The organism is Streptomyces sp. NPDC000229, assembly GCF_040300825.1.
In the GTDB taxonomy this organism is placed as follows: Bacteria; Actinomycetota; Actinomycetes; order Streptomycetales; family Streptomycetaceae; genus Streptomyces.
Window position 1 is genome coordinate 20,165 of record NZ_JBEPEL010000073.1, and the last position, 12,541, is coordinate 32,705.

The window sequence follows — 12,541 nt, forward strand, 5'->3', positions numbered from 1 at the left end:
ACCATGAGCGTTGTCACCAACACGACCACGATCGGCGCGATCGACCTGCCGAGCCGCCGCAACACCGAACTGGCGCTGCTCGGCTTCGCCGTCGCCATCCCGGTCTTCGCGTACCTGAACGTGGGCCTCGCCATCGACGGCAAGGTCCCGGCGGGCATGCTCGGCTACGGCATCGGCCTGGGCCTGCTGGCGGGCATCGCCCACCTGCTGGTGCGGAGGTTCGCGAAGTACGCCGACCCGATCCTGCTGCCGCTGGCGACCCTGCTCAACGGGCTGGGGCTGGTGCTGATCTGGCGGCTGGACCAGTCGCCGCGCATCATCAACAAGTACGCCACCTTCAGCCCGGACGCGCCCAAGCAGCTGATGTACTCCGCGATCGGCGTCGCGCTGTTCCTGCTGGTGCTGGTGTTCCTGAAGGACCACCGTGTCCTCCAGCGCTATACGTACATCTCCATGGTGGTGGCGGTCGTCCTGCTGCTCCTGCCGCTGGTGCCCGGGCTCGGCTCGGACGTCTTCGGCGCCAAGATCTGGATCAAGGTCGGTCCGTTCTCCATCCAGCCCGGTGAATTCGCGAAGATCGTGATCGCGGTCTTCTTCTCCGGCTACCTGATGGTGAAGCGGGACGCCCTGGCCCTGGCCAGCCGCCGGTTCATGGGGCTCTACCTGCCGCGTGGCCGCGACCTCGGCCCGATCCTGACCATCTGGGCCGTCAGCCTTCTGATCCTGGTCTTCGAGAACGACCTGGGTACGTCACTGCTGTTCTTCGGCATGTTCGTGATCATGCTGTACGTGGCGACCGAGCGGACCAGCTGGATCGTCATGGGTCTGCTGATGGCCGTGGGCGGCGCGGTCGTCGTCGGCTCGACCGCCAGCCACGTCAAGTCCCGTGTGGCCGCCTGGCTCGACCCCTTCGGGTGCCTGGAGACGGCGCCCGAGGGCTCCAACATGATCCAGGCCTGTGACCAGATGACCCAGGTGCTGATGTCCTTCGGCTCCGGTGGCACCCTCGGCACCGGCCTCGGCCAGGGCAATTCCGACCTGGTGGGCTTCGCCGCCAACTCCGACTTCATCTTCGCCACGGTCGGTGAGGAGCTCGGACTGGCCGGCGTCATGGCGTTCCTGCTGATGTACGGCCTGATCGTCGAGCGGGGTCTGCGTACCGCCCTCGCCGCCCGCGACCCGTTCGGCAAGCTGCTGGCGACCGGCCTGTCCGGGGCCTTCGCCCTCCAGATCTTCGTCGTCGCCGGCGGTGTGATGGGCCTCATCCCGCTGACCGGTATGACCATGCCGTTCCTGGCGTACGGCGGTTCCTCCGTGATCGCCAACTGGGCGCTGATCGCCATCCTGCTCCGGATCAGCGACACCGCCCGCCGTCCCGCGCCGGCCCCCGCCCCGTCCCCCGACGCCGAGATGACCCAGGTGGTCCGACCGTGAACAAGCCCCTGCGCCATATCGCGATCTTCTGCGGCCTGCTGGTGCTCGCCCTGCTCATCCGGGACAACTGGATCCAGTACGTCCGCGCCGGTGAGCTGAGTTCGCACGAGAAGAACAGGCGGGTCACCATCGAGCGGTACGCCAACGTCCGCGGCAACATCATCGTGGACGGCAAGCCGATCACCGGCACCATCGACTCGAAGGACCCGTACTACAGGTTCAAGCGCACCTATGCGAACGGCCCCATGTGGGCGCCGGTCACCGGCTATGCCTCCCAGGCCTTCGACGCCAACCAGTTGGAGAAGCTGCACGACGGCATCCTCACCGGCAACGACGACCGGCTGTTCTTCGACCGCACCCTCTCGATGTTCACGGGCGACAAGAAGAAGGGCGGCGACGTCGTCACCACCCTCAGCGGCGCCGCCCAGAAGGCCGCCTTCGAGGGCCTCGGCGACAAGAAGGGCGCCGTCGCGGCCATCGAGCCGTCGACCGGGAAGATCCTGGCGCTGGCGTCGACCCCCTCGTACGACCCGTCCTCCTTCGCCGGTTACCGCGACAAGGACGCCAAGGCGTGGCAGGCGCTGGAGAAGGACAAGGACAAGCCGAAGCTGAACCGCGCGCTGCGCGAGATCTACCCGCCCGGCTCCACCTTCAAGGTGCTGACGGCCGCCGCGGCGCTGGAGAACGGCAAGGTCACGGACATCAACGCGGCGACCGATACGCCCGAGCCGTACATCCTGCCCGACACCCGCATTGCGATGAAGAACCACGCCCGGGGCTGCGAGAACGCCACGCTGAAGTACGCGATGGAAGTGTCCTGCAACTCGGTCTTCGCCAAGCTCGGCCACGAGGTCGGCCGCGACAAGATGGTGGAGATGGCGGAGAAGTTCGGTTTCAACAACGCGGAGATCGACACCCCGGTCCGCGCCGCCATGTCCATCTACGACAAGAAGATGGACCGCCCGGGGAACGCGCTGTCCTCCATCGGCCAGTTCAACACCAACGCCACTCCGCTCCAGATGGCCATGGTCGCCGCGGCCATCGCCAACGACGGCAAGCTGATGAAGCCGTACATGGTGGACGAGCTGCGCTCCCCGGACCTCGACGTGCTGGAGAAGCACGAGCCGGAGGAGATGAGCCGGCCGATGTCGCCCAAGACCGCGCAGCTCGTCCAGGAGATGATGGAGAGCGTCGTCAACAGCCAGAACGGCACCGGCGGCAAGGCGAAGATCGACGGTGTGACGGTCGGTGGCAAGACCGGAACCGCCCAGCACGGCGAGCTGAACAAGGCCCGCCCCTACGCCTGGTTCATCTCGTACGCGAAGACCGACAGCGGATCTCCCGTCGCCGTCGCCGTGATCGTCGAGGACTCCAAGGCGACCCGTGACGACATCAGCGGCGGCGGCCTCGCCGGGCCGATCGCCCGCGATGTGATGAAGGCGGTACTCGACAGCAAGAAGTGACGCGCGAGCCGCGGCCCCTCCTGAGTGCCGGTGTGTACCGGTCCCGTATCAGGTAGTGGTCGCGGTCCGATCGACTTCCCGTGGCCGGTAGCGTATGCGCGAACAGCACACCGCCGGACCACACACGGGTGCGGTCGGGACTGACGGAGAGGGCTGGAACAGTTATGGAAGAGCCGCGTCGCCTCGGCGGCCGGTACGAGCTGGGCTCGGTGCTCGGCCGCGGTGGAATGGCGGAGGTCTACCTCGCCCACGACACCCGGCTCGGCCGCACCGTCGCCGTGAAGACGCTGCGGGCCGACCTCGCCCGTGACCCGTCCTTCCAGGCCCGGTTCCGCCGTGAGGCCCAGTCGGCCGCCTCGCTCAACCACCCGGCGATCGTCGCGGTCTACGACACCGGCGAGGACTACGTCGACAACATCTCCATCCCGTACATCGTGATGGAGTACGTCGACGGCTCCACCCTGCGTGAGCTTCTTCACTCGGGCCGCAAGCTGCTGCCCGAGCGCACGCTGGAGATGACGGTCGGCATCCTCCAGGCCCTGGAGTACTCGCACCGGGCCGGCATCGTCCACCGCGACATCAAGCCGGCGAACGTCATGCTGACCCGCACCGGCCAGGTCAAGGTCATGGACTTCGGCATCGCCCGCGCCATGGGTGACGCCGGGATGACCATGACGCAGACCGCGGCCGTGATCGGCACCGCCCAGTACCTCTCCCCCGAGCAGGCCAAGGGCGAGCAGGTCGACGCCCGGTCCGACCTGTACTCCACCGGCTGCCTGCTGTACGAGCTGCTGACCGTCCGCCCGCCGTTCGTGGGCGACTCCCCGGTCGCGGTGGCGTACCAGCACGTACGCGAGGAGCCGCAGCCACCCAGCAACTTCGACCCCGAGATCACGCCCGAGATGGACGCCATCGTCCTGAAGGCGCTGGTCAAGGACCCGGACTACCGGTACCAGTCGGCCGACGAGATGCGCGCCGACATCGAGGCGTGCCTCGACGGCCAGCCGGTCGCCGCGGCGGCGGCGATGGGCGCGGCCGGGTACGGGGGCTTCGGCCCCGACGACCAGCCGACCACGGCGATGCGGCCGGCCGATGCGGCCGGTCAGACGTCGATGCTGCCGCCCATGAACCCGGACGACGGCGGTTACGGCTACGACGACCGCCCGGACCGCCGCCGCCAGAAGAAGTCGAACATCTCGACGATCCTGCTGATCCTGGCGGGCATCCTCGTGCTGGTCGGCGCGATCCTGATCGGCAAGGCGGTCTTCAACGACAAGGGCGGCGGCGGCTCGGACACCGTCAGCGTGCCCAACGTCGTCGGCAAGCCGTTCGCGGAGGCGGAGCGGACCGTGGAGGAGGCCGGGCTGAAGATCGCCCGGTCGGGCACGGACGCCTGCGACCGGCCGAAGGGCTCGATCTGCAGCCAGTCGCCCGAGTCCGGGGAGGCGACAAAGGGCGACACCATCTCGGTCGTCGTCTCCGAGGGTGCCGCGAAGGTCGAGGTGCCGAGCGTCGTCGAGCAGTCGGAGAAGACCGCCCGGGAGAACCTGGAGGGCAAGGGCTTCACCGTCAAGGTCGACTACAAGGAGTCCGACAAGCAGCCGGGCGAGGTGCTGGAGCAGGACCCGCCGGGCGGCACCCAGGCCGAGAAGGGCACCGAGGTCACCATCACGGTGTCCAAGCAGGCCGAGCAGAACGTGCCGCCGGTCACGGGTCAGCAGTACGACGCCGCCAAGTCCCAGCTGGAGACGCTCGGCTTCACGGTGAAGCGGGAGGACGTCGACTCGGACCAGCCCGCGAACACCGTCATCGGGCAGACCCCCGAGGGCAACAGCAAGGCCCCCAAGGGCAGTGAGGTCACCCTCAAGGTCTCCAAGGGCCCGCAGCAGCCCCAGCAGGTCCCGGTGCCCGAGGTACGAGCGCAGAACCTGGGCCAGGCCAAGCAGACACTGGGAGCCAGCGGCTTCACCAACATCCAGGTCGCCCAGGGCTGCCCGGCCGACGACAACGCCATCGTGATCGGCAGCGACCCGCAGGTCGGCACCCCGGTGGACCCGGCGACCACCACGGTCACGCTGACCACGGTGGGCTGCCAGGGTGGCGGGAACGGCGGCAACGGCGGCAATGGCGGCAACGGGAACAACGGCGACAACGAGGGTGACAACGACGGCGGCTTCTTCGGCGGCCCGTCCGGGATCACCTTCCGCGAGCAGGGCTGACACCGCTCACGTACGACGGAGCCCCGGCACCCTCCTCAGGGTGCCGGGGCTCCGTCGTGTTCCCTAGCGCAGCTCCGCCGGGGGCGTGCGGGCGCTGTCGACCTTCTCCGTGCGCTCCAGCTCGCCCCACACGATGTAGCGGTAGTCGGAGGTGAGGATCGGCGTGCAGGTCGTGAGGGTGATGTACCGGCCCGGCTTGGACTTGCCGGACTCCCTGGGCACCGGCTGGAGGACCTCCACGTTGTACTTGGACGTCTCCGGGAGCGTCTTGTAGACCTTGTAGACGTACCAGGTGTCCTTGGTCTCGAAGATGATCGAGTCGCCGGTCTTGAGTTTGTGGATGTTGTGGAACTTCGCCCCGTGCCCGTCGCGGTGCGCGGCCAGCGTGAAGTTGCCCCGCTTGTCGGAGGGGAGCGCGGACTTGATGGGGGCGGTGTAGTAGCCCGCGACGCCGTTGTTGAGGGTCTTGGGGTCGGTGCCCTTCTTGACCAGCACCTCGCCGTTCTTCATCGCCGGTACGTGGAGGAAGCCGATGCCGTCCTTGGTGTCGAGGGCCCCCGGGCCCGCCGACGCCCAGTGGTCGCGTACCTCGTCGCCCTGTTTGTCGGCCTCCCGGTCGGCCAGGACGTTGGTCCACCACAGTGAGTAGACGACGAAGAGGCCCATGAGCACCCCGGTGGTGATCAGCAGCTCGCCGAAGACACTGATGACGCCGGCGATCCGGTTGCGCGCACGTGCCACTACATCTGTCCCGTCTGGAGGTCGAAGCCAGGCCGCCCTAGCCTACGAGCGCGTCCGGTTTCCCCTTGCTGCGCGGGCGTTCGTCGACCATCTTGCCCCACACGATCATCCGGTACGTACTGGTGAACTCGGGCGTGCAGGTCGTGAGCGTGATGTACCGGCCGGGCCGGGTGAAGCCGGAGCCCTCCGGCACCGGCTGGATCACCGAGACGTTGGACGGCGGGGTCTGCTGCAGGATGCTGGTCATCTCGTACGTGTAGTACGCGTCCTGTGTCTCCACCACGATCGGGTCGCCCGGCGTGAGCTTGTTGATGTAGCGGAACGGCTCGCCGTGGGTGTTGCGGTGGCCGGCGACCGCGAAGTTGCCCTGCTTGTCGGAGGGCATGGCCGTCTTGAGCTGCCCCTCGGCGTAGTGGCCGACCATGCCCCGGTCGAGGACCCGCTTCTTGTCGATGCCCTCGGCGATGGGCACGACGACGTCCAGCTTGGGGATGTACATGATCGCGAAGCCCTGGCCGGGCTCGAAGGCGCCCGGCTTGCGGCCCTCCGCCCAGGCGTCCTCGATCCCCTGCTTGGCCTTGTCGGCCTCGAGGCCGGCACGGATGTTCGTCCACCACAGCTGGTACGTGACGAAGAGCAGCATGACCAGGCCGAAGGTGATGAACAGCTCACCGACGACCCGGCTGGCGACGACCCCGACGCTGTCCTTGCGGGCCCGTGCGGCACGCCGGGCCTCCACGCGGGTGAGCGGCCGGCCGGGGCCCGGGGGCGGCGGTGCGGGGGACGAGCCCTTGCGGCGGCGGCCACGCCCCTTGGCGGCCCTGCGGCGCTCGGCGCGGCCGCCGGTGGGCCTCTCGGGTGCGGGCCCGGGCGTGCCTGCCGCCGGTTCGGCCACTATTCGCCGCGTTTCCTCGGTGCGGAGGGCCATCGTCTCGTCGTCCGGTACTGGGCCGGGGACGGGCGCCCACGTATCGGCGTACGGCTGTGGTGCGGGCTCCGGCAGAGGATCCGGAGTCTGGGATTCCGGCAGGTTCGACGCCCGGAACCACGGCGAACCGTGCTCATGCTCCGGACGTACGGGGGTCACGCGACGGCCTTGCCCACCACCGGCGCGAGCCCTGCCGACCGGCCGACCGCTCCGGTGTCGCCGCACTGCTCCAGCCAGTTGGCGAGCATCAGGTGCCCGTACTCGGTGAGCACCGACTCCGGGTGGAACTGCACGCCCTCGACGGCGAACTCGCGGTGACGCAGCCCCATGATGATGCCGTCCTCGGTCCGGGCGGTGACCTCCAGGACGTCCGGCAGGTCGGCGGGCTCGGCGGCCAGCGAGTGGTACCGGGTGGCGGTGAACGGCGACGGCAGCCCGGAGAAGACGCCCCGCCCCTCGTGCACGACCGGGGAGGTCTTGCCGTGCAGCAGCTCGGGCGCACGGTCGACGACACCGCCGTACGCCACCGCCATCGACTGCATGCCGAGGCACACGCCGAAGACCGGGATGCCGGTGTCGGCGCAGTGGCGCACCATGTCGACGCAGACGCCGGCCTCCTCGGGGGTACCGGGGCCGGGCGAGAGCAGGACGCCGTCGAAGCCGTCCTGGGCGTGGCCCAGCTCGACCTCGTCATTGCGCCGGACCTCGCACTCGGCACCCAGCTGGTACAGGTACTGGACGAGGTTGAAGACGAAGCTGTCGTAGTTGTCGACGACGAGAATGCGCGCGCTCACTGACCGTCCACCGTCACATCGTTGAACGGAAGCAGAGGTTCCGCCCAGGGGAACACGTACTGGAAGAGCACATAGACCACCGCGAGGACGAGCACGAGCGAAATCAGCGCCCGCACCCACGCGTTGCCCGGCAGATGCCGCCAGATCCAGCCGTACATGACGCCTGCTGGTCCTTCCCTCGATGCTCGTGGCATGCCCTTCGATACCGCACCAGAGTACGGGGCGATGCCCCCGGGGTGGGTCACCTGTGGAAAGCGGGAGGCTTGCCCTGCGTCACAGGCCTGGTCGCCTCCAGCCGCGCCCACGCGATCAGCCGGTGGCTGCTGCCCCACTCCGGATCGCAGGTGGTGAGCGTCAGGTAGCGGCCCGGGCCGCCGAACCCGGACGTGGCCGGGACCGGGTCGACGACACCGATGTCGCCGGGGACGGTCCGGTACGGCTGCTTCGCGATGCGGTACGTGAACCAGGTCGTCCCGTCGTTGAGGATCACCGCGTCGCCGGGGCGCAGCTCGGGGAAGTCCTTGAAGGGGTCGCCGTACGTACGCCGGTGGCCGGCCACCGAGAAGTTCCCGGTCGCGCCGAGGGGCGCGGTGGCGGCGTAGTGGCCGAGGCCCTTCTTCAGGGTGGCTGCCTCGGTGCCCTGGAGTACGGGCCAGTCCCAGTCCTCGCCGAAGCGCGGGATGTACATCACGGCGAACGGCTCGCCGTCCTCGTACGGCGCCGCTGTGGATTCCGCTTCCGGCGCCGGGGCCGGCAGCGGTGCGCGGGCCCAGCGCTCCTCCAGCGCGCCGATCTCGCCGACCGTGGCGCCCTCGGCCCGGACGCCGGTCCAGAAGACGACGTACACCACGAACAGCACGATGACGGTGCCGGCGGTGAGGCACAGCTCGCTGAGGCTTCTGACGATCAGCCGCACAGGCCCCTCCCGGAACCGGAGCTAGTCGGTCACAGGCTTCGCGTAGTGGAGGTCCACTGTGCCCGAGTAGCCCGGGAGAGTCACCGCCTCGTGCTCGTCGACTTTCCAGCCGAGCCCGTAGGCCTTCACGTACAGCAGGTAGTTCTGGACGGCGGTGGAGTCGTCGAGCGCGCGCTGGAGCCTTCCGGTGTCGCCGACGGCCGTGATCCGGTACGGAGGGGAGTAGACCCGGCCCTGGAGGATCAGGGTGTTGCCGACGCAGCGCACCGCGCTGGTGGAAATCAGCCGCTGGTCCATGACCCGGATCCCCGTGGCGCCGCCCTTCCACAGGGCGTTGACGACGGCCTGGAGGTCCTGCTGGTGGATCACCAGGTCGTTGGCCTGCGGCTCGGGGTAGCCAGGGGCGGCCTGGGCGCCGGGCGGGGCGTCGTTGAGCGTCACGGTGAGGCCCTGGCCCGCGACCTTGGTGGTGCCCGCGGCCTTCTCCAGGGCGCCGAGCCTCGCGTCCTCGGCCTTGGTGGAGCCGTCGTCGCGGCGGGCGAGGGCGTCGACTTCACCCCGTACCGTCGCGGTCGTCTCGTCGAGCTCGGCGTTCTTGTGGCTGCGCTCGCGGATGAGGTCGGAGAGCTTCAGCAACGAGGCGTCCGTGCGGATGTTGGTGCCCTTGGCGGTGTTGAAGCTGGTGACGAAGATCAGACCGGCGAGGGCGAAGACGGCAGCCGTGAGCAACCGGACCGGCCGCCAGTTCCTGCGCCCGGCCGGCTCTTCGGGAGAGTCGGCGGAATTGCTCAACGTACCCTTATCTCCTTCAGCACCGCGGAAGCACTACGCTAACGGACGCCCGGGTGAGGCAGTGGTCCCCCTCGTCTCAGCCCCGGCGACCAGCCACAAAGCCACAGATCCCAGCCACAGTTCCCTGCGCGGTCACGCAGCGCATCGACAGGAGAGTCCCTCGTGCCGAAGTCACGTATCCGCAAGAAGGCCGACTTCACGCCGCCGCCGTCCGCGAAGCCGCAGGCGACCAACATCAAGCTGACCAGCCGCAGCTGGGTGGCTCCGGTGATGCTGGCGCTGTTCGCCATCGGGCTCGCCTGGATCGTCGTCTTCTACGTCACCGACGGCTCCCTGCCCGTCAAGTCCCTCGGGAACCTCAACATCGTGGTCGGCTTCGGCTTCATCGCGGCGGGCTTCGGCGTCTCCACCCAGTGGAAGTAGCCACTGCGTAATGGGCGGGCACAGTCAAGCCCTGCCCTGAGTTATCCACAGCGTTGTGCACAGCGAGTGGAAAAGGTCAGACGATCTGTGGATAACTTGCATCCGGTTGACGCCGATGTGACTGCAGAGGCCCGGTACCGCCGGTCGGCGGGCCCCTTGCCCTCCCTGAGAAACCGCAGGTCAGAGGCGAGGGGCACAGGCGTTCCCCACACGATGCGCAAGGTCGAACACACGCTGTGGACAACGGTGGGGACAATCGGCGCTCAGCTGAGCGCGACCGTCCTCAGAACCACAGTCACCAGGGTCAATCCCAGAACCAGCGCACAGGCCGATCCCTGGAGCAGGGCGCGCCGCTCACGCGGGCCGTTGACCATGGCGTACGCGATGATCACACCGGCGATCAGCCCCCCGATGTGCGCCTCCCAGGCGATCCCCTCCCGCGCGAAGGTGATCACCAGGTTGAGCACGACCAGGGCCATGATGGGCCGCAGGTCCTGGTTGAGCCTGCGGACGAGGACGACAGTGGCGCCCAGCAGCCCGTAGAGGGCGCCGGAGGCACCGAGCGAGGGCTGGTTCTCCGCCGCGATCAGATAGGTGAAGGCGCTGCCGGCCAGCCCGGACAGCAGATAGAGCGCCACGTACCTCGCGCGCCCGAGCTCCGCCTCCAGAGTGCCGCCGAGCAGCCACAGCAACAGCATGTTGCCTGCGATGTGCCAGATCTCCTGGTGCAGGAACATCGACGTCACCAGCCGGTACCACTCGCCGTCCGCGACCCCGACCACCCGGCCGAGATCGGGGTCGAAGGCCAACCCGATGAGCATCGTCTCGTCCAGGAACAGCGGGTTCAGCAGGCCGAAGAGGAAGACCAGCAGATTGGCGCCGATGAGGACGTGGGTGACCAGGTGCGGGTGACCGGCGGTGATGCGGCCGCCGGCGATGGTCCGCGGCTGGTTGGCGGTGGGCGAGTGCCCGGTGCCCGACCCGCCGCGTACGCACTCCGGGCACTGGAAGCCGACCGCCGCGTCCACCATGCACGCGGAACAGATGGGCCGCTCGCAGCGCGTACAGCGGACCCCCGTCTCCTTGCCGGGATGGCGGTAGCAGTCCGGCAGCTGCGCCTGCTCCATGGGGTCCCCTCGTCGGCCCGCGGGCCTGTGCATGCACGTACAACGACAACGCCTCGTCCATCCTTACGGACGGACGAGGCGGAAAGGTTCCCGTCGGCTCGGGCCGTGCGGGATCAGCCCTCGCGGCTCTCGATCACGACGGACTCGATGACGACGTCGTTGACCGGGCGGTCGGTGCGCGGGTTGGTCTGGGTGGCCGCGATCGTGTCCACGACCTTCTTGCCGGCGTCGTTGGTGACCTCGCCGAAGATGGTGTGCTTGCCGGTCAGCCAGCTGGTCGGGGACACGGTGATGAAGAACTGCGAACCGTTGGTGCCCGGACCGGCGTTGGCCATCGCCAGCAGGTACGGCTTGTTGAACGAGAGCTCCGGGTGGAACTCGTCACCGAACTCGTAGCCCGGGCCGCCGGTGCCGTTGCCCAGCGGGTCGCCACCCTGGATCATGAAGCCGCTGATGACGCGGTGGAAGACCGTCCCGTCGTACAGGCGGTCGGTGGACTTCTTCCCGGTCGCCGGGTGCGTCCACTCGCGCTCACCCTTGGCGAGCTCGACGAAGTTCTTGACCGTCTTCGGCGCGTGGTCCGGGAAAAGCCGGATCTCGATGTCGCCCTGGTTGGTCTTCAGGGTGGCGTAAAGCTGCTCGGCCACGATGTGCCTTCCGTAAGTCTGCTCTGACGTCTACCGATCCTCGCATGGAAGAGGCATGCACGAGGAAAGGTGGGCCCGTCCTCGCCGAAACGCCGCGCGACAGGGCGAACCGTGGGACCGTCGGGTTGCACGGCATTGCCCCGGATGCCCGCGTACCGCATGCCGATCATGACACTCGCAGGCATGATTTCAAAAAGGACGGAAAGGCGAATACCGACCCCGCCACCGAGGAGGAGGATCCTGTGACCCGCAAGGACAGCGTGCGCGCCGCGACCAGCTCGGCAAAGGACAGCGTGCGGCACGCCGCGGAAGTGGTGGCGCCCTACGCCGGAACGGCAAAGGACACGGCCGCGCAGTACGCGCAGCGTTACGCGCAGGAGGCGCGTGTCAGGGTCGCGCCCAAGGTCTCCAAGGCCGCGCAGCAGGCCCGTACGCAGGCACGCGTCCATTACGACACGCGTGTGGCGCCCCATGTGCCGCCCAGGGTCGACGAGGCCGCGCATCGCGCCGCGGTCCGGACCCGTCAGGCCGCACGTCAGGCGGCTGACTACACCATGCCGCGAGTGGAGCAGGCGATGGCCGCCGCTCAACCCGTACGTGAACAGGCCATGGCCCGCTCTGCCGCCGCCGTGGCCGCGATGCGCGGTCAGGTGACGGTCAAGGACATTCAGAAGATCGTGAGGAAGCACCAACGTCGGGCCAGGGCCGGTCGCCTCGCCAAGGGGCTGGCGGTCTTCGGCGTTCTGGCCGGCGGCGCCTTCGCCGCCTGGAAGTGGTGGGACAAGCAGGCCAACCCGGACTGGCTGGTCGAACCCCCGGCTCCCACCGAGGTCTCCGAGCGCACTCCGTTGACCTCCGTCGACGGTACGGGCCCGGCTTCGCTCGACCCCGAGGTGGAGGCCAAGCAGGCGGAGGCCGAGGCCGACGCCGACGCGGGCACGGACGACGAGCGCCGCTAGGGTCTTTCGTTTGGATCAGGCTGGATCAGGGAGTGGCGTCTGGTGCCGTGCATCGCAAGGCGGAGGAGGGAGCCACTGCGGAGCATTGGCGACCGACG

General features: G+C 68.6%; 13 protein-coding genes. 5 read left to right on the top strand and 8 right to left on the bottom strand.

The annotated features are described in order from the left end of the window. Positions 1-3 precede the first annotated feature (3 nt). The 3 genes from ABT360_RS27700 (at position 4) to pknB (ending at position 5,116) form a co-directional block, all read left to right on the top strand. A complete protein-coding gene (locus ABT360_RS27700; protein WP_351822069.1) occupies positions 4-1,434 on the top strand; it encodes an FtsW/RodA/SpoVE family cell cycle protein in 1,431 nt (476 codons plus the stop codon). Further along, positions 1,431-2,897 (top strand): peptidoglycan D,D-transpeptidase FtsI family protein, encoded by a 1,467-nt coding sequence (locus ABT360_RS27705; RefSeq protein WP_351822072.1) that lies wholly within the window; start codon positions 1,431-1,433, stop codon positions 2,895-2,897. The genes ABT360_RS27700 and ABT360_RS27705 overlap by 4 nt, the downstream gene beginning before the upstream one ends. 164 nt (positions 2,898-3,061) lie before the next feature. Beyond that, entirely contained in the window at positions 3,062-5,116 is a 2,055-nt protein-coding gene (pknB, locus tag ABT360_RS27710) for a Stk1 family PASTA domain-containing Ser/Thr kinase (protein ID WP_351822075.1), read from the top strand. A gap of 63 nt (positions 5,117-5,179) precedes the next feature. Here the strand turns inward: pknB and ABT360_RS27715 are convergent, their stop codons facing one another. The 6 genes from ABT360_RS27715 to ABT360_RS27740 all read right to left on the bottom strand — a co-directional run bounded on the left by ABT360_RS27715 (position 5,180) and on the right by ABT360_RS27740 (position 9,287). Next, positions 5,180-5,857, bottom strand: coding sequence for a class E sortase (locus ABT360_RS27715; protein ID WP_351822078.1), 678 nt, complete (start codon positions 5,855-5,857; stop codon positions 5,180-5,182). Positions 5,858-5,894: 37 nt separating this feature from the next. Continuing rightward, positions 5,895-7,010, bottom strand: coding sequence for a class E sortase (locus ABT360_RS27720; protein ID WP_444852332.1), 1,116 nt, complete (start codon positions 7,008-7,010; stop codon positions 5,895-5,897). Further along, the gene (locus tag ABT360_RS27725; RefSeq protein ID WP_351822081.1) at positions 6,941-7,579 is read right to left on the bottom strand and encodes an aminodeoxychorismate/anthranilate synthase component II; all 639 of its coding nucleotides are present in this window, start codon (positions 7,577-7,579) and stop codon (positions 6,941-6,943) included. Before ABT360_RS27725 ends, ABT360_RS27720 begins: the two co-directional genes overlap by 70 nt. After that, positions 7,576-7,737 (bottom strand): hypothetical protein, encoded by a 162-nt coding sequence (locus tag ABT360_RS27730; protein WP_150175734.1) that lies wholly within the window; start codon positions 7,735-7,737, stop codon positions 7,576-7,578. Before ABT360_RS27730 ends, ABT360_RS27725 begins: the two co-directional genes overlap by 4 nt. An 83-nt stretch (positions 7,738-7,820) precedes the next feature. Next, the gene (locus tag ABT360_RS27735) at positions 7,821-8,495 is read right to left on the bottom strand and encodes a class E sortase (protein WP_351822084.1); all 675 of its coding nucleotides are present in this window, start codon (positions 8,493-8,495) and stop codon (positions 7,821-7,823) included. 21 nt (positions 8,496-8,516) lie between these two features. After that, positions 8,517-9,287 carry a DUF881 domain-containing protein gene (locus ABT360_RS27740; protein ID WP_351822087.1) on the bottom strand — a complete coding sequence of 257 codons (771 nt, stop codon included), beginning with the start codon at positions 9,285-9,287 and terminating at the stop codon, positions 8,517-8,519. A 162-nt stretch (positions 9,288-9,449) separates the two neighbouring features. On the opposite strand from ABT360_RS27740, the gene crgA reads away from it, so the two are divergent. Continuing rightward, positions 9,450-9,710 carry a cell division protein CrgA gene (gene crgA, locus ABT360_RS27745; RefSeq protein WP_351822089.1) on the top strand — a complete coding sequence of 87 codons (261 nt, stop codon included), beginning with the start codon at positions 9,450-9,452 and terminating at the stop codon, positions 9,708-9,710. A gap of 263 nt (positions 9,711-9,973) precedes the next feature. Here the strand turns inward: crgA and ABT360_RS27750 are convergent, their stop codons facing one another. Continuing rightward, positions 9,974-10,870 (bottom strand): rhomboid family intramembrane serine protease, encoded by an 897-nt coding sequence (locus ABT360_RS27750; RefSeq protein WP_444852333.1) that lies wholly within the window; start codon positions 10,868-10,870, stop codon positions 9,974-9,976. Between the two features lie 80 nt (positions 10,871-10,950). Beyond that, the gene (locus tag ABT360_RS27755) at positions 10,951-11,484 is read right to left on the bottom strand and encodes a peptidylprolyl isomerase (RefSeq protein WP_351822095.1); all 534 of its coding nucleotides are present in this window, start codon (positions 11,482-11,484) and stop codon (positions 10,951-10,953) included. A gap of 242 nt (positions 11,485-11,726) precedes the next feature. Here ABT360_RS27755 and ABT360_RS27760 point away from each other — a divergent pair, with 242 nt between their 5' ends. Then, positions 11,727-12,443, top strand: coding sequence for a DUF5324 family protein (locus ABT360_RS27760; RefSeq protein ID WP_351822098.1), 717 nt, complete (start codon positions 11,727-11,729; stop codon positions 12,441-12,443). Positions 12,444-12,541: the final 98 nt, after the last annotated feature.